The following is a 15,859-nucleotide window of genomic DNA, read 5'->3' as shown; positions in this document are numbered from 1 at the left end:
AACGCGAGCCAGGTCATAGCTCACTCATTCGACAGCAGTGCTCTCTCACATCGCAGGTCATTCAGTCGGCGGCGGAGACTGACCGTGAAGGGGGCGTTCCGGAAAGGCTGGATCATGGGCGACTACGTGGAACTCCGCTGGGTCAGGATGTGGTACGAGGCCGAAGGCGCCGGTGACCCGTTGCTCCTCCTGCACGGCGGCCTCTGCACGAACGAGACGTGGGCGGCCCAGCGAACCGACTTCGCGGCGAGGTACCGCGTCTTCCTTCCGGAGCGCCGCGGGCACGGGCACACGCCCGACGTCGAGGGACCGCTCTCCTATCAGGACATGGCCGACGACACCGTCGCCTTCATCGAGTCGGTCGTCGGCGGTCCTGCCCATCTCGTCGGATGGAGCGACGGCGGGGTCGTCGCCCTGCTCGTCGCCATCGCCCGCCCCGACCTGGTCCGCAAGGTCGTGGCCATGGGTGCCAGCTTCCTCCCGGGTCCGCAGAGCGGTGCGGCGCCGGAGATGCTCGATCACGTGACGCCCGATGCCCCCGACCTGGCGATGTTCCGTCAGGCGTACGAAGCCACGTCGCCCGACGGTGCCGACCACTGGCCGGTCGTCATGGGCAAGCTGACCGACATGTTCCGCACCCAGCCGACCATCCCCGAGGAGGACCTGGCCCGTATCGGAGCGCCCACCCTCGTCCTCGTCGGAGACGACGACCTGATCACGCTCGAGCACACGGTCGCCCTCTATCGCGCGATCCCCGGCTCCGAACTGGCCGTCGTCCCCGGAACCTCTCATGCGCTGCTCATGGAGAAGCCCGCGGAGGTCAACCGCATCATTCTCGACTTCCTTGCCAACGAGCCCGTCCAGACGCTGCTTCCCCTGCGACGGGCCCCAGCGGCAGCCGCCACCGGCAGCGGTCCGGCGTGACCGCCACCGTACCCGGCCGACGAGGCCGGGCGCGGCCGACCGGCATGCAGTGCCGGATGCGATATTCCCGGACGCCGGGCTGCTCAGCCTGCACTACTTCGGGCGGGCCCTGATCGCCTTCCGGGGAGCGGACGGCCGGCCCGCCGTGCGGGACGTGCACTGCCCGCACTACGGCGCGCACCTCGGCGTCGGAGGCAAGGTCGTGGACGGCGCCGTGGAGTGCCCCTTCCACGGGTGGCGGTTCGGCGCGGACGGCCGGTGCGTCCAGGCGCCGTTCGCGGTCCGGGCCCCGAAGGTGTCCCTCGGCGGCTTCCCGGTCCGTGAGCACAGCGGGCTGATCTTCCTCCACACCGGGCCGGGTGAGCCGTCCTAGGAGGTGCCGGAGACCCCGGACGCGGGATCGAGGGGCTTCGCCCGGCCGGTCGACGACACCTGCCGGGCGCGTGTCCACGTCCAGGAGATGCGCGAGAACATCGTCGACGAGTCGTACTTCCACTTCATCCACGGCCAGAGCGAGCCCCCCCGTCCAGGACTGGCGGACGGACGGCCCCTTCGCCGAGGTCCGCGGCCGGATCCGGCGGCGCGTCCTCGGCTGGGACATCGACAACACCTTCGACGCGTTCATGTACGGCCCGGGCGTCATGGTGGTCCGCTCCCACGGCCCCGTCATCTCGGTGACCGCCGTCGCCCTCACCACCCCGGTCGACGACCGCACCAGCGAGATGCGGATGCTCTACTACGTCCGCAAGCCGTCCCGGCTGCCGTTCCTGACGCCCGCCCTCAAGCTCGTCTTCCGCGCGGAGGCCCTGGGCGAGGTCCGCGAGGAGGTCCGGATCTGGGACCACAAGATCCACCAGCCGCGCCCCGTGCTGCTCCCGCACGAGAAGGGGATCAAGGCCTTGCGCCGCTGGTACGCCCAGTTCTATCCGCCCGAGACCCCGGCGGCGGGGCAGCCCGGCGGCCACACCGCACACTCCGGGTCCGGAAGCGGAGCGGCCGACCGCCTCCGGCTGACCGTCACGCCTGGCCACGCAGGCGCGAACGCAGAAGCATGAGGAGCAGGACCGGCACGACGACAGTGGAAAGAGCCGGGACGACCGAGGAGGGAGACCTGCCCCGGGTGGCATCGGGCGAGGCGTGGCCGGCCGCGCGCAAGGACGTGCTGGGCTCAGGCGAGGGTGACCTCCACGGGCAGCTTCTTGATGCCGTTGACGAAGTTGGAGCGGACGCGGGGCACGTCACCGGCGAGGCGGATGCCGGCCAGGCGCGGGATCAGCTCCTCGAACATGATGCGGATCTCGGTGCGGGCGAGCAGGTTACCCAGGCACAGGTGAGGGCTGCCCTTGCCGAAGGTGACGTGGTCGTTGCCGGCGCGGGCGACGTCGAAGTCGTACGGGCTGCCGAAGACCTCCTCGTCGCGGTTGCCGGACGCGAACCACATGACGACCTTGTCGCCCTCCCTGATGTGCTTGCCGCCGAGTTCGACGTCCCGGGTGGCGGTGCGCCGGAAGTGGTAGACGGGGGAGGCCCAGCGCAGGAACTCCTCCACGGCCGTGGGGATGAGCGAGGGATCCTCCCGCAGGCGGGCCAGCTGCTCGGGGTGCTCGATGAGGGCCAGCATGGAGTGGGTGATGGTGTGCCGGGTGGTCTCGTTGCCGGCCACGACCAGCAGGAGGAAGTAGTTGTCGAAGTCCTGCGGGGAGAGCGGGACGCCGTCGCGCGGGGTGGTGTTGACCAGCCGGGACACCAGGTCGGTGCCGTCGCCGCCGCGCCGCTGCCGCGCCAGCTCCCGGCCGTAGGCGAAGACTTCGAGTGAGGCGGGGGAGCGGAACGGCAGGTCGCGGTACTGCTCGCTCTCCTCGCTGTGCAGCAGCACGTCCGCGTAGTCGGGGTCGGTGTGGCCGATGATCCGGTTGCCCCAGTCGATGAGCTGCCGGTTGTCCTCTGGCGGCACGTCCAGCAGCCGGGCCAGGACGTTGATCGGGAAGTCCGCCGAGACCTCCTGGACGAAGTCGAACGTGCCCTTGGCCAGGGCCGCGTCCAGGGTCGTCGCGGTCAGGCCGCGCAGGAAGTCGGCGTAGCTGTTGATCACGCTAGCGCCGAACTGCCGCTGCAGCAGGCTGCGCAGGGCGCGGTGACGGACTCCGTCCAGCTCCAGGATCGAGGCGCGTTTCTTGATCTGGTCGTCGTCGACCTCTTCGAGGTTGACGAACCTCGTGGAGGTGAACGTCTCCGGGTCACGGTCGACGCGGGCGATGTCCGCGTGCCGGGTCAGCGCCCAGAAACCGGAGTTGGGCGCCGGCTCCGGCTGCCAGTGCACGGGGTCCTCGTGGCGCAGCGTGTGGAACATCCGCCAGGGCGTGACCCCGTCGGTGAAGTGGTCCAGGTCGGTGAGGTCGACGTCCGCCAGGGGCATCGGTTCGTGCACGGCGGCAGCCGGGGTCTCGGTCGTCATCGGTGGCTCCCAGTCGTCACAGGTGGTAGGCGTACTCGGTGAACTCCCAGTCGGTGACGTGCCGCCCGAAGCGTTCGACCTCGTCGCGCTTGTAGGAGAGGTAGGAGGAGGTGAAGTCCTTGCCGAGCGCGTCTGTCAGGGCGGTGTCCGCCTCCAGCGCGTCCAGGGCTGCGGCCAGCGTCGTCGGCAGCACGGCCGCCCGCGCGGTGTCGTAGCCGTAGCCCTCCAGCGGGGCGGGCGGCTCCTCGCCGGCCAGGATGCCCAGCAGGGCCGCGGCGATCGTGCCGGCGATCAGCAGGTACGGGTTGGCGCTGGCGTCGCCCAGGCGCAGTTCGAGGCGGGCACCGGACCCGCGCTCGGGCGGGACGCGGACCATGGCGCTTCGGTTGTCCAGGCCCCAGTCGATCAGCCAGGGGGCGAGGGTGTCCGGCCCGAACCGCTTGTACGAGTTGACCGTCGGGTTGGCCAGCGCGGCCAGGGCGGGCGCGTGCGCGAGGACTCCGGCCACGGCGTGCCGGGCGGTGGCGGACAGGCCGTACGGGGCCGACGGGTCGTCGAAGGCATTGCCGCCTCCGTCGCCGCCCTCGCCTGCGGCGGTGTCGCAGGACAGGTGCAGGTGGAAGCCGGAGCCGCCGGCGTCGTTGAACGGCTTGGCCATGAACGTGGCGAGCCTGCCCTCCCGGCGGGCCAGCTCCTTGACCGACGCCTTGAAGCGGAAGGCCCGGTCGGCGGCCGACAGCGCGCCGGAGTGGGAGAGGTTGATCTCGAACTGGCCGCCGTCGAACTCGTGGTTGCCGCTGATCACGCCGATGTTCATGTCCCGCAGCAGGCGCAGGGTGCGCAGCAGGTGGTTGTCGCCGTCGGCGCGCAGGCCCGCCGTGTAGACGACACCGGGGGCCGGCGCGTAACGGCGCCAGCCGGTGGGACCGGCCGGATCGGCGTCACACAGGTAGTACTCCAGCTCGGGGCCGACCACCGGGCGCAGCCCGTGCCCGGCACACCGGTCGAGGACTGCGCGCAGCAGATCGCGGGGCGACTCGGGCGCGGGCAGCCCGGTCGCCGGGTCGGTGACGTCACCGAGGCAGGTGGCGACGCCGGACTCCCACGGCAGGACGGCGAGCGTGTCGAGGTCCGGGCGCACGGTGATGTCGGGCAGACCGGCGTCGAGGCCGCCGGAGACGGGGACGACGTCGCCCTGCGGGCTGGTGTGGTAGACGGCGCGGCAGAAGGCCAGGCCGTGCTCGCAGGCCGCGGGCAGGTGGTCCAGCAGCACGTCGCGGGCACGGTCGGTGCCGATGAGATCGGGATAGGTCACCCGGACCACGTCGACGCCGTCGGCGGCAAGCCGCTCCAGGTGATGCCGCAGGCCGGGTACGGGGGATGCGCTCACCGAAGTCTCCTCGGGCGCTGGACGAAATTATTTGGTGCCAAACGGTATGGGTGGGTTCTGCTGCCCGCAAGGGGTGGGTTCCAGGAAATTATCCATCTGGACAAGCATTGACCAGGGGTGAGCGCCTCCCTATCTTGTTTGAAGCCAAACGAGTCAGGGAGGACCGGCCATGAGGGTCGTCGTCGACATGAACAGGTGCCAGGACCACGGCCAGTGCGTCTTCGCGGCCCCCGACGTCTTCCGGATGGGTGGCGACGGCCACCTGGTCCACGACTCCGCCCCGGACGACGCGCTGCGCGACGAGGTCGAGGAGGCCGCGGACGTCTGCCCGCTCCAGGCCATCCGGATCGAGGACTGAGCGTGGGCGCCCGCATCGTCGTGGCCGGCGCCTCCATGGCCGGCCTGCGCGCCGCCGAGCAGCTGCGTGCGGCCGGCTGGACCGGCGCGATCACCGTGATCGGCGACGAGCCGCACATGCCGTACAACCGGCCCCCGCTCTCCAAGGAGGTCCTGGCCGGCAAGGCCCCCTTCGAGTCGCTGGCGCTGCGCCGCCGCGCGAGCGTCGCCGACGTCGAGTGGCGGCTCGGTACGAGGGTCGCCGCCGCCCGGCTCGCGGAGCGGACCGTCGAACTCGACGACGGCTCGGCGCTGCCGTACGACGGTCTGGTCGTCGCCACCGGCATGCGGCCCCGCCGGCTGCGCTGCCCCGGCCCGCTCGCCGGCCGCCACACGGTCCGCACCCTCGACGACGCGCAGGCCCTGCGCGGCGCGCTGACCCGGCCCGGGGCGCGGGTCGTCGTGGTCGGCGCCGGGTTCATCGGCTGCGAGGTCGCCGCGACGGCCGTGGCGCTCGGCGTCGCTGAGGTCACCGTCGTCGACCCGCTGCCGCTGCCCCTGGCCGGCCCGCTCGGTGAGCTGCTCGGGAGCGCCCTGCTCAGGCGGCACGAGCAGCGCGGGGTGCGCTTCGCGCTCGGCACGGGCGTCGCCGGGTTCGAGGGCGGGGACCACGTCACCGGCGTCGTGCTCGACGACGGCCGGGTGCTGGCCGCCGACGTGGTCGTGGAGTCGGTCGGCTCGGTCGCCAACACCGAGTGGCTGGACGGCAACGGCCTCGACCTGACCGACGGTGTCCGCACCGACGAACAGCTGCGGGCCGGCGGCCGCCCGGACGTGGTCGCGGTCGGGGACGTGGCGCGCTTTCCCAACGCCCGCTACGACGGTGTGCCCCGCCGCGTCGAGCACTGGTCCATCCCGGCCGACACCGCCAAGCACGCCGCGAAGGTGCTCGTCGGCCACCTCGCCGGTGCGGGGCCGGAGTTGGCGCCGTTTGCCCCGTTGCCCACCTTCTGGAGCGACCAGCACGACTTCCGGCTCCAGTCCTTCGGCGCGCCCGGTCTGGGGCTCGCCGACGTCCGGGTCATGGACGGCTACCCGGACGGTGACGTGCTGGCCGGCTACCACGCCGGCGGCCAGCTGGTCGGTGTCGTCGCGCTCGGCGGTCCGGCCGTGGTCGCGCGGGCCGCCGGTTACCGCGCCGAGCTCATGAAGCAGCCTGCCCTCACCGTGTAAGGAGTCCCCAAGTGGCCAGTGTCCGTGGTTACTTTCATCCCAAGACGGCCAGTGGTGCGTCGTCGCTGATCCCGGCGCCGCCGTGGCGGTACTCGGGTGATCTGCTGACCGTCGAGTACCGCACGGATCCCTCGCGGGTGCGGGAACTGTTGCCGGAGCCGCTGGAATTGGCCGAGGAGGATCCCGGTGCGGTGGCGTTGATCTGGGCCGACTGGCAGTCCTGCTCGGCGTCGGGGGAGGAGTTGCTCGATCCGGTGCGGGCGCAGTACAAGGAGGCCTTCGCGGTCGTTCGCTGCCGGTATCAGGGGCGGACGTACTCCCGGTGTGTCTACATCTGGGTCGACAAGGACTTCGCGATCGCCCGGGGGCTGCACCAGGGGTATCCGAAGAAGCTCGGGTCCATTCATCAGACGCGGCCGCATCCGTACGGGCCCGCTCCGCGGATCGAGGCGGGGGCGCGGTTCGGGGCGACGCTCGCCGCCGCGGACCGGCGTCTCGCGCAGGTGGTTGTCACCCTGCGCGGGCCGTCGCAGACCAGCGGGTTCGTCAATGGGCATCCCATGGCGCACCATCGCTGGTTGCCGTCCATCGAGAAGGGCGGGGGAGTGGCGTTGGATGAGCTGATCGAGTCGGGCGCCGCTTCGTTCGAGGCGGGGCAGGCGTGGTGCGGGGACGCGGAGTTGGAGTTGTTCGAGGCGCCTACGGAGGAATTGGGCCGGTTGGAGATTCGGGAGCCGATCGCTGCGTACTACCGGCAAGTCGGGGTTGTGTGGGATGGGGGGCGGCTGTTGGAGAGCGGGACGTCGGGGGCGTCTGCCGGGTGAGGTTCGTGGTCGGCTGCGGGTTTGTTGTGGCTTGTCGCGCCCACTCGGCGGAGCCGCGTATCGAGCACAGCCCCGCGCCCCTTTGGGGCGCGTTCACTTCCCCTCGTTCAAAGGAGCCCTTCTCATGCCTGACAAGATCACTGTGGCCGGTGTATCGATCGACACTCGGCAATGGATTGGGGGCGCGCGTGTCGCCTCTGCCGAAACCTTTACCGACCTCTCGCCGATTGACGGAAGCGTGCTCGGGGAGATCGCCCGTGGTGGGCCCGGCGAGGCCGAAGCCGCCGTTGGCGCTGCTCGGGAAGCGTTTCCCGGGTGGGCTGCTACCTCGCGGAAAGAGCGGGCCCGGATTCTGCATGCCATCGCCGACGGCGTGGAGGAGCGGCTCGAAGAGCTGGCGATCGTCGAGACCATGGACAACGGGGCCCTGTTGCGTTCGCACCGGCGCGGTGTGATGCCGAGGGTCGCGCACAACCTCCGGTTCTTCGCCGACTGGCTGCTGGCGCTGGACCACGAGGACTTCGAGACCCGGGGTCACCGCAACCATGTCAGCTGGGACCCGGCGGGACCCTGCGTGCTGATCACCCCGTGGAACGCCCCGCTGATGCTGGCCACCTGGAAGGTCGCCCCGGCGCTCGCCGCCGGGAACACCGTGGTGCTCAAGCCGGCCGAGTGGTCGCCGCTGACCGCCTCGCTGCTGGCCGACATCGCCGCCGCGGCAGGGCTTCCGGCGGGGGTCCTCAATGTCGTCCAGGGCTACGGCGCCGAGATCGGCGACGCCCTCACCGCACACCCGGACGTGCGCCGGATCAGCTTCACCGGGTCGGTCCCCACGGCCAAGCGCATCGCCGCGTCGGCCGCCGGTAACCTCACTCCGCTCAGTCTCGAACTCGGCGGCAAATCACCGCTGTTGGTGTTCACCGACGCCGACCTGGATCTCGCCGTGGACCTCGCGGTGGAGCAGTACGACAACGCCGGGCAGGTGTGTCTGGCGGGCACGCGGCTGCTCGTCGAGGAGTCCGTCGCCGAGGAGTTCACGCGACGGTTTGTCGACAAGGCGACCCGGCTCTCGCAGGGCGACCCGCGCGACGAGGCCACCGACATCGGGCCGAACGTCCACCCCCGGCAGGTGGAGAAGATCGACGGCTTCGTGCAGCGGGCGCTGGCGGCGGGGGCGCGGCCGGTGATCGGCGGGCACCGCAAGGACGGGCTGTACTACGCGCCGACGCTCCTCACCGATGTCGCCCAGGACGCGGAGATCGTGCAGGAGGAGGTGTTCGGTCCGGTGCTGACCCTGCAGACCTTCGGCGACGAGGACGAGGCCGTACGCCTTGCCAACGACACCCGGTTCGGCCTCGCCGCCACCCTCGTCACCGGTGATCCCGGGCGGGCCGAACGCGTCACCGCACAGCTCGTCGCCGGGACCGTCTGGGTCAACTGCTTCTTCGTACGCGACCTCCAGGCACCCTTCGGCGGCTCCCGCCTCTCCGGCGTCGGCCGCGAGGGCGGCACCTGGAGCTTCGACTTCTACTGCGACCTGAAGAACACCGTCACCGCCCCGAAGGGATGGACGCACCATGGGTGAGATCGTCGGTGCCGGGCTCCTCGCCCACGTCCCCACCATCGTGCTGCCCGAGTCCGAACGCCGCGAACTCAACGAAGGCAAGGAGATCACCCTCGTCACCGGGCTCCGCGAGCTGCGCACGGATGTGTTCGAGCGTGATGCCGCCCACGATTACGACACCGTCGTCGTCCTGGACTCGCACTGGGCCACCACCGTCGAGTTCGTCGTCACCGCCCAGCAGCGGCGCGCCGGCCTGTTCACCTCCGAGGAGCTGCCGCGCGGCATGTGCCGGATGCCGTACGACTTCCCCGGCGACCCCGAACTCGCCCGCAGCATCGAGAAGTTCGCGGACAAGCACGGCACCTGGATCACCGCGATCGACGACGACTACCTGCCGATCTACTACGCCACCATCAACCTCTGGAAGCACCTCGGCGAGGGCCTGCCCGACAAGCGGTGGGTGAGCATCGGCGTCTGCCAGACCGGGGACATGGAGGACCACCTGCGGCTCGGGCGGGCGCTGGCCGACGGTATCGCCGCCACCCCCGGCCGGCGTGTGCTGCTGATCGCCTCCGGTGCGCTGTCGCACACCTTCTGGCCGCTGCGGGAGCTGCGCGACCACGAGGCCAGCGACCCGGTGCACATCTTCACGCCCGAGGCGCGGGCCGCCGACGAGGAGCGCATCGCCTGGTTCAAGGAGGGCCGCCACGACAAGGTCCTCGACACCATGGACGAGTTCTGGAAGTTCAGGCCCGAGGCGAAGTTCTTCCACTACCTGATGCTGGCCGGCGCCCTCGGCGAGCGGGCCTGCACGGCCAGAGCCCGCCAGTACGGCGCGTACGAGAACTCCGTCGGCACCGGCCAGGCCCACCTCTGGTTCGACCGCCCGGCCGGCGGCTGGACCGCGTCCCGTACCACCACCGCACAGGAGCCCGCCCATGCCTGAGTACCGCCGCATCCTCCTCGACGGCGCCGCCGTCCAGGTCACCGTCGACGGCGCCGAACTCGTCGCCGGGGACGGCCGCCGCGTCAAGGCCGACGACGCCCACCATCTGCCGCCGGTCGTCCCCTCCAAGGTGATCGCCGTCCATCTCAACCACCGCAGCCGGGTGGACGAGTTCCAGATCGGGCTGCCCGACACGCCCACCTACTTCCACAAGCCGACCTCCGCGCTCAACGCCCACAAGGGCGCGATCGTCCGCCCCGAGGGCTGCAAGTGGCTCAACTACGAGGGCGAGGTCGCCATCGTCATCGGGAAGACCGCCCGCAACGTCTCCCCGGCCGAGGCGGGGGAGTACATCGCGGGCTACACCGTCGCCAACGACTACGGCCTGCACGACTTCCGCGACACCGACGCCGGCTCCATGCTCCGGGTGAAGGGCTCCGACACCCTGTGCCCGCTCGGCCCCGGCCTGGTCACCGACTGGGACTTCCGCGGCAGGCGGCTGCGGACGTACGTCAACGGCACCGTCGTACAGGACGGGTCGACCGACGAGATGAAGTGGGACATGCACTACCTCGTCGCCGACATCGCCCGCACGATCACCCTGTACCCCGGGGACGTGCTGCTGTCCGGCACCCCGGCCAACTCCCGGCCCGTCCAGCCGGGGGACGTCGTCGAGGTGGAGGTCGAGGGCCTCGGGCGGCTCACCAACCACATCGTCACCGGGCCGACCGCGGTCCGCGCCGACGTGGGCGCCCAGCCCACCGAGTCCGAGGAGGTGCTGTCCACCGCGCTCGGCGGCGACTGGGAGTTCCGCGGCATCCGCCCGCCCCGGCGCTGACGGCGGCACGGGCCGGGCGGTGTCCGACGTGCGGGTAGGGTCGCGCCCATGAGCGACGCCGAGACGCCCGCCGCCCGGGCCCGCAAGCGGGTGCACTACGGCACCGGCCGTACGGCGCTGCTCGACGCGGCCGTGCGCGTGGTGGCCCGCGGCGGGCTGCGCAAGCTCACCTACCGTGCCGTCGCGGAGGAGGCCGGCGTCACCCACGGTCTGGTCGTGCACCACTTCGGCTCGCGCGACGCGCTGATCGAGGCGGCGCTGGCCCACGCGGTCCGCACCAGCACGAGCACCAGCGCGCTGGAGCCGGGCACGGGCAAGGTCGAGGACTTCGCGGCGGGCCTTGCGGACATGGTCACCGGTGTCCCGGCGCTGCAGAGCTTCCAGTACGAGCTGATGCTCGAATCCCGGCGCAGGCCCGAGCTGCTGCCGCAGATCCGCACGCTGTACGAGGAGTACTTCGCGGCCACGGGCAGGGAACTGGACCGCATCCTGCCGGACGGCACGAGCCCCGCCCTGACCCGGCTCGTCTTCGCGTCGCTGGAGGGGCTCGTCCTGCACCAGCTGGTCCTGGGGGAACCGGACGTCACCGAGGCCGCCCTGGACGAGCTGCGCACCCTGCTGACCGAGCGCGCCCGGCAGGGCGGGGACCGGCCGCACACGTCGTAGATCCAGAAGAAGTCCGGGTCCACGGACCTCTTGTCAAACGGATAGTTTCCGGACCACTATGAGGCGAATCGTTTGGGCCGAAACGATGACCATCCGTCCCCTATCCGGCCCTCTTCTCCCCGCCCTTCCCGTCCCCGGCAGGTGATTTCGAGTGGACAGCCAGACGGCGGTCGCCCCACGGACCGCACAAGATTCCTCCCAGGCCGGCGGGCTCAAGCCCGACTCCCTCGGCGTCCTGGGCATCCTCTTCTTCGTCCTGTCCGCACAGGCGCCGCTGACCGGTATCGCCGGTGCCGTGCCCGTCGCCGTCTCCATCGGCAACGGGCCCGGTGTTCCCGCCGCGTACCTCGCGGCGGGCGCGGTCGTCCTGCTGTTCTCCGTCGGCTTCGTCGCCATGGGGCGCCATGTGGTGGACGCCGGCGCCTTCTACACCTACATCGGCAAAGGGCTGGGCCGCCCGGCGGGCACCGGCAGCGCGGGCGTCGCGCTGTTCGCGTACTGCACCGTTCAGGCCGCCATGTACGGGCTGTACGGCGCGACGGTGAGCGGCCTGGTCGCCCAGCACACCGGCGTGCACATCGCCTGGTGGGTCTGGGCGCTGGCCACCATGGTCGTCGTGCAGATCCTCGGGGCGGCCGGCATCGAGATGGGCGCCCGGGTGCTGGCCGTGTTCGTGCTCGCGGAGTTCGGCATTCTGATCGCCTTCGCCCTGGCGACCTTCTTCGCCGGCGGCGGGCCCGAGGGCCTCGGCTTCGGCGGCAGCTTCTCGCCCGGCGCGGCGCTCCAGGGTGCTCCGGGGGTCGCCCTGATGTTCGCCGTCGCGTCGATGCTCGGCTTCGAGGCCACCGCCATCTACGGCGAGGAGGCCCGCGAGCCGCGCCGGACCGTGCCCCGGGCCACCTACCTGGCGGTCGCCGTGGTCACCGGCTTCTTCGCCTTCACCAGCTGGATGCTCGTCTCCGCGCACGGCGCGTCCCACGCCACGGCCGACGCCGGCCGGGCCCTGAAGGGCGGGGACGGCGCGGCCTTCGTCTTCGGGCCCGTCGTCGACCGGCTCGGCGCCTGGACCGGTGACGTACTGCCCGTCCTGCTGGCCACCTCCCTGTTCGCCGGCATCCTGGCGTTCCACAACTCCGCCAACCGCTACCTGTTCTCGCTCGGCCGCGACGGGCTGCTGCCGCGCCGCCTGACCGCGCTCAACGGGCGCAGGTCGCCCTGGGCGGCCGGAGTCGCGCAGACCGTGCTCGCGATCCTGCTGGTCATGCCGTTCGCGGTGCTGGGCAAGGACCCGGTGCTGACGCTGTTCTCCTGGTTCAGCGGCGTCGCGGTGCTCGGGATGATGCTCCTGTACCTCCTCACCTCGGTGTCCGTGATCGTCTTCTTCCGCCGCTCGCGCGCCGACACCCGGCTCTGGAACACGCTGATCGCCCCGGTGCTGGGCGCACTCGGTATCGCCGGCGCCATCTGGCTGATCGTCGAGAACTTCACCACGCTCATCGGCGGCGACCCGGCCACCGCCCTCTTGCTCCAGCTCACCGTCCCGGCGGTCCTGCTCCTCGGTGTCGGGGCGGCCCGGCTGACCCGCGGCAGGGCGGCGGGGGAGAGCTGACACACGCCCGGCCCTCACGGGGCAGTCGACCGCCCGTATTGTTTGAGATCAAATGGAGGCCCTCCCGTCATGCTGGAACACGAGGAATGGCTGCGCCGCGCCAAGGCCCTCGACCTCTCCGGCGCCCACCACATCGACGGCACCGACGAACCGGGCGCGGGAGCGAGCTTCCCGGTCGTCTCGCCCCGTGACGGCCGGGTGATCGCCCACGTCGCCGACGCAGGCCCCGCCGAGGTGGACGCCGCCGTGGCCGCCGCCCGGCGGGCCTTCGACACCGGGCCGTGGCCACGGCTCGCGCCCGCCGAGCGCGGCCGGGTCCTGCTGCGCCTGGCCGACCTCCTTCAGGAGCGCCGCGAGGAGCTTGCGCTGACGGTCACCCTGGAGATGGGCAAGCCGATCGCGGACGCGTACGACATCGAACTGCGCGCCGCGATCAACACCTTCCGCTGGTACGGGCAACTGGCCGACAAGCTCACCGACGAGTCCCCGCACACCGCAGCCGGCTCCCTCGCTCTGGTCACCCGGGAACCGGCCGGAGTCGTCGGCGCGGTCGTCCCCTGGAACTTCCCGCTGACACTGGCCGGCTGGAAAGTGGCCCCCGCGCTGGCGGCCGGCTGCACGGTCGTACTGAAACCGTCCGAGAACTCCCCGCTGTCCGCCCTGCTGCTCGGCCGCCTCACCACCGAGGCCGGACTGCCGCCCGGTGTGCTCAACGTCGTCAACGGCAACGGACCCGTGGCCGGGCGGGCGCTCGGCCGCCACCCCGACGTCGACGTCCTCGCCTTCACCGGCTCCACCGCCGTAGGCCGCCACTTCCTGCACTACGCCGCCGACTCCAACCTCAAGCGTGTCTGGCTCGAACTCGGCGGCAAGTCACCGAACATCGTCCTGCCCGACGCCCCCGACCTGGAGCAGGCCGCCGCCACCGCGGCCTGGGGCATCTTCTTCAACCAGGGCGAGATGTGCACCGCCCCCTCCCGGCTGCTCGTGCACTCCTCCGTCGCCGACCAGGTCACCGACGCCGTCGTACGGCGGGCCCGCGACCTGCGCGTCGGCGACCCGCTCGACCCGGCCACCGAGATGGGCGCTCTGGTCGGCGAGAGCCACCTGGACCGCGTCCTGGACCATATCCGCGCCGGCACCGGCGAAGGCGCCCGGCTGCGCACCGGCGGCGACCGCGCCCTCGCCGGGTCCGGCGGCACCTTCCTGGAACCCACCGTCTTCGACCGGGTCCGCTCCGGCATGCGCCTGGCCCGCGAGGAGATCTTCGGCCCCGTCCTGTCCGTGCTCACCTTCGACGACCTCGACGAGGCGGTCCGGCTCGCCAACGCGACCGAGTACGGCCTCGCCGCCGGACTGTGGACCTCCGACCTGTCCACCGCACACCAGGTCTCCCGCGCGCTCAAGGCCGGCACCGTCTGGGTCAACTGCTACGAGGAGGGCGACCTCACCGTCCCCTTCGGCGGCTGGAAGCAGTCCGGCAACGGGCGCGACAAGTCCGTGCACGCGCTGGAGAAGTACACCGAGCTCAAGACCACCTGGATCCAGCTGTGAGACCGCTCGTCGCCGTCCCGGCCCGCTTCTCGGCGACCACGTCCGCGCTCCGGTACGCCGCCGAGGTCAACGCCCGCGGCCTGATCGAGGCTGTCTGGCGCGCGGGCGGCGAACCGGCGGGCATGCACCCCGCAGCCGGAGACGTCGCGGCCCGCCTCGCCCGCTTCGACGGCGTCCTCCTCCCCGGCGGCGGCGACCTCGCCCCGCACCGCTACGGCGCCCCGGGCACCCACTCCACCGTCTACGACGTGGACGATCTCCAGGACACCTTCGACCTCGAAGTCGCCCGGTACGCACTGGAGTTGGGCCTGCCGCTGCTGGCGGTCTGCCGCGGCCTCCAGGTCGTCAACGTCGCCCTCGGCGGCACCCTCGAACAGGACATGGGCGGCCCGGAACGCGACCACCGGCACGTCGTCCACCCGGTGACCGTCGAGCGCGGCACCCTGCTCGAAGGGGCCGTAGGCACCGGGAAGGCCGAGGTCTCCTGCTACCACCACCAGCGGGTGGACCGGCTCGGCACCGGACTCGCGGTCACCGCACGGGCCGCCGACGGCACCGTGGAAGGCCTCGAACTCACCGGGCACCGGGCCTGGTTCACCGCCGTCCAGTGGCACCCCGAGGACACCGCGCACGGAGATCCCGCTCAGCAGGGCCTGTTCAACGCCCTCGTGCAGCAGGCCGCAATCAACAGGCGTGTGACACTGGACAGTTGAGGATTGTCGTCCACATTGTGCTGCACATCGCCTCCTGCAGGACCTACGGCGTCCCGGGGATCCACGCCGAACTGCGGCGTCTGGGGCGGCGTGTGAACCGCAAGCGCATCGCCCGAGTGATGCGGGACCGCGACATCCGCGGTGTCACCCGCCGCAAGCGGCGCTCGCTGACACGGGCGGGCGCTGCCGCAGAAAGCTTCTGGGCGCTACTCAAAGACGAGATCGGCACCCGCCTCTGGCCCGACCGGGCCACCGCCCGCGCCGAGGTCTTCAACTTCATCGAGACCTTCTACTACCGCCGCCGCCTGCGCAAGCACAAGGTCTTCGGCTACCTCACCCCAGCCGAGACCAGGCAGCGGCAGCAGCACGCCCTCGCGGCGTAGACATTGAGTGTCCAAGATCACGGGGACACTTCAGTAGTACAAGGCCCGGCAGGTTCGGGAACCTGCCGGGCCTCCGTTTGGCATCCGAACAGGATCAGAGATCCAGGACGGCCCCGGCCCAGAAGGATTCCTCGGTACCGACGACGTCCGGATCCAACCTTGCCAAGCCGGTGAGGCCCAGCTCGCCGAGTTTCCGGCAGTCGGCGTAGAAGTCCGGCAGCGCGGCCCGGGCCTCAGGCCCCGAAGCCGTGCGCCAGGCTTCTGTTTCCGCCTTTCCGGCGAGCAACTGCTGCTCGGCCAGAACCGGCACCATCCAGTCCCACCGCCACGCGCATTCCACTAGTAGGGCTTTGTTAGGTACCCCGGTTGTTCGTGCGTGGGTAGGGTGTGATCTTCTTTCGGGCGTGACACCTGAGGAGATGGA

15 protein-coding genes and 1 pseudogene are annotated in these 15,859 nt (G+C 71.3%); 13 read left to right on the top strand and 3 right to left on the bottom strand.

The window, feature by feature from the left end:
- Window positions 1-114 precede the first annotated feature (114 nt).
- Both H8R17_RS04120 and H8R17_RS04115 read left to right on the top strand, forming a co-directional pair.
- Window positions 115-924 carry an alpha/beta fold hydrolase gene (locus H8R17_RS04120; RefSeq protein WP_187821935.1) on the top strand — a complete coding sequence of 270 codons (810 nt, stop codon included), beginning with the start codon at window positions 115-117 and terminating at the stop codon, window positions 922-924.
- Window positions 925-973: 49 nt separating this feature from the next.
- Window positions 974-1,979 (top strand): annotated as a pseudogene (locus H8R17_RS04115) (Rieske 2Fe-2S domain-containing protein).
- Between the two features lie 113 nt (window positions 1,980-2,092).
- On the opposite strand, the gene H8R17_RS04110 reads toward H8R17_RS04115, so the two are convergent.
- Together H8R17_RS04110 and H8R17_RS04105 are read right to left on the bottom strand one after the other, a co-directional pair.
- A complete protein-coding gene (locus H8R17_RS04110) occupies window positions 2,093-3,379 on the bottom strand; it encodes a cytochrome P450 (RefSeq protein WP_187821743.1) in 1,287 nt (428 codons plus the stop codon).
- Window positions 3,380-3,395: 16 nt separating this feature from the next.
- A complete protein-coding gene (locus H8R17_RS04105; RefSeq protein WP_187821742.1) occupies window positions 3,396-4,769 on the bottom strand; it encodes a glutamine synthetase family protein in 1,374 nt (457 codons plus the stop codon).
- Window positions 4,770-4,938: 169 nt separating this feature from the next.
- On the opposite strand from H8R17_RS04105, the gene H8R17_RS04100 reads away from it, so the two are divergent.
- The 11 genes from H8R17_RS04100 (at window position 4,939) to H8R17_RS04050 (ending at window position 15,435) form a co-directional block, all read left to right on the top strand.
- A complete protein-coding gene (locus H8R17_RS04100; RefSeq protein WP_187821741.1) occupies window positions 4,939-5,127 on the top strand; it encodes a ferredoxin in 189 nt (62 codons plus the stop codon).
- A gap of 2 nt (window positions 5,128-5,129) precedes the next feature.
- On the top strand, window positions 5,130-6,338 hold the full coding sequence (locus H8R17_RS04095; protein WP_187821740.1) for an FAD-dependent oxidoreductase: 1,209 nt from the start codon (window positions 5,130-5,132) through the stop codon (window positions 6,336-6,338).
- 11 nt (window positions 6,339-6,349) lie between these two features.
- Window positions 6,350-7,162, top strand: a complete 813-nt coding sequence (locus H8R17_RS04090) for an acetoacetate decarboxylase family protein (RefSeq protein WP_187821739.1) — start codon at window positions 6,350-6,352, stop codon at window positions 7,160-7,162.
- A gap of 124 nt (window positions 7,163-7,286) precedes the next feature.
- A complete protein-coding gene (locus H8R17_RS04085) occupies window positions 7,287-8,747 on the top strand; it encodes an aldehyde dehydrogenase (RefSeq protein ID WP_187821738.1) in 1,461 nt (486 codons plus the stop codon).
- Window positions 8,740-9,672, top strand: coding sequence for a 3,4-dihydroxyphenylacetate 2,3-dioxygenase (locus H8R17_RS04080; RefSeq protein ID WP_187821737.1), 933 nt, complete (start codon window positions 8,740-8,742; stop codon window positions 9,670-9,672). The genes H8R17_RS04085 and H8R17_RS04080 overlap by 8 nt, the downstream gene beginning before the upstream one ends.
- Window positions 9,665-10,510 carry a fumarylacetoacetate hydrolase family protein gene (locus tag H8R17_RS04075; protein ID WP_187821736.1) on the top strand — a complete coding sequence of 282 codons (846 nt, stop codon included), beginning with the start codon at window positions 9,665-9,667 and terminating at the stop codon, window positions 10,508-10,510. Before H8R17_RS04080 ends, H8R17_RS04075 begins: the two co-directional genes overlap by 8 nt.
- Window positions 10,511-10,558: 48 nt before the next feature.
- Window positions 10,559-11,176, top strand: coding sequence for a TetR/AcrR family transcriptional regulator (locus H8R17_RS04070; RefSeq protein ID WP_187821735.1), 618 nt, complete (start codon window positions 10,559-10,561; stop codon window positions 11,174-11,176).
- 151 nt (window positions 11,177-11,327) lie between these two features.
- Complete coding sequence (locus H8R17_RS04065; protein ID WP_187821734.1) at window positions 11,328-12,785, top strand: APC family permease; 1,458 nt, start codon at window positions 11,328-11,330, stop codon at window positions 12,783-12,785.
- A 69-nt stretch (window positions 12,786-12,854) separates the two neighbouring features.
- On the top strand, window positions 12,855-14,339 hold the full coding sequence (locus tag H8R17_RS04060) for an aldehyde dehydrogenase (RefSeq protein WP_187821733.1): 1,485 nt from the start codon (window positions 12,855-12,857) through the stop codon (window positions 14,337-14,339).
- Window positions 14,336-15,052 (top strand): gamma-glutamyl-gamma-aminobutyrate hydrolase family protein, encoded by a 717-nt coding sequence (locus H8R17_RS04055; protein ID WP_316959304.1) that lies wholly within the window; start codon window positions 14,336-14,338, stop codon window positions 15,050-15,052. The genes H8R17_RS04060 and H8R17_RS04055 overlap by 4 nt, the downstream gene beginning before the upstream one ends.
- Window positions 15,049-15,435 carry an IS3 family transposase gene (locus H8R17_RS04050; protein ID WP_187821732.1) on the top strand — a complete coding sequence of 129 codons (387 nt, stop codon included), beginning with the start codon at window positions 15,049-15,051 and terminating at the stop codon, window positions 15,433-15,435. Before H8R17_RS04055 ends, H8R17_RS04050 begins: the two co-directional genes overlap by 4 nt.
- A 94-nt stretch (window positions 15,436-15,529) precedes the next feature.
- On the opposite strand, the gene H8R17_RS04045 is transcribed toward H8R17_RS04050, so the two are convergent.
- Entirely contained in the window at window positions 15,530-15,748 is a 219-nt protein-coding gene (locus H8R17_RS04045) for a hypothetical protein (protein ID WP_187821731.1), read from the bottom strand.
- Window positions 15,749-15,859: the final 111 nt, after the last annotated feature.

It is taken from the genome of Streptomyces sp. TRM68367 (assembly GCF_014495685.1).
Lineage (GTDB): Bacteria > Actinomycetota > Actinomycetes > Streptomycetales > Streptomycetaceae > Streptomyces.
The sequence above is the reverse complement of the archived record's forward strand: the minus strand, read 5'-3'. Positions and strand labels throughout refer to the sequence as shown.

Coding starts and splice junctions, on each gene's coding strand:
- H8R17_RS04120 (WP_187821935.1), top strand. CDS start 115: ATGGGCGACTACGTGGAACTCCGCTGGGTCAGGATGTGGTACGAGGCC.
- H8R17_RS04110 (WP_187821743.1), bottom strand. CDS start 3,379: ATGACGACCGAGACCCCGGCTGCCGCCGTGCACGAACCGATGCCCCTG.
- H8R17_RS04100 (WP_187821741.1), top strand. CDS start 4,939: ATGAGGGTCGTCGTCGACATGAACAGGTGCCAGGACCACGGCCAGTGC.
- H8R17_RS04085 (WP_187821738.1), top strand. CDS start 7,287: ATGCCTGACAAGATCACTGTGGCCGGTGTATCGATCGACACTCGGCAA.
- H8R17_RS04080 (WP_187821737.1), top strand. CDS start 8,740: ATGGGTGAGATCGTCGGTGCCGGGCTCCTCGCCCACGTCCCCACCATC.
- H8R17_RS04075 (WP_187821736.1), top strand. CDS start 9,665: ATGCCTGAGTACCGCCGCATCCTCCTCGACGGCGCCGCCGTCCAGGTC.
- H8R17_RS04070 (WP_187821735.1), top strand. CDS start 10,559: ATGAGCGACGCCGAGACGCCCGCCGCCCGGGCCCGCAAGCGGGTGCAC.
- H8R17_RS04060 (WP_187821733.1), top strand. CDS start 12,855: ATGCTGGAACACGAGGAATGGCTGCGCCGCGCCAAGGCCCTCGACCTC.
- H8R17_RS04045 (WP_187821731.1), bottom strand. CDS start 15,748: ATGGTGCCGGTTCTGGCCGAGCAGCAGTTGCTCGCCGGAAAGGCGGAA.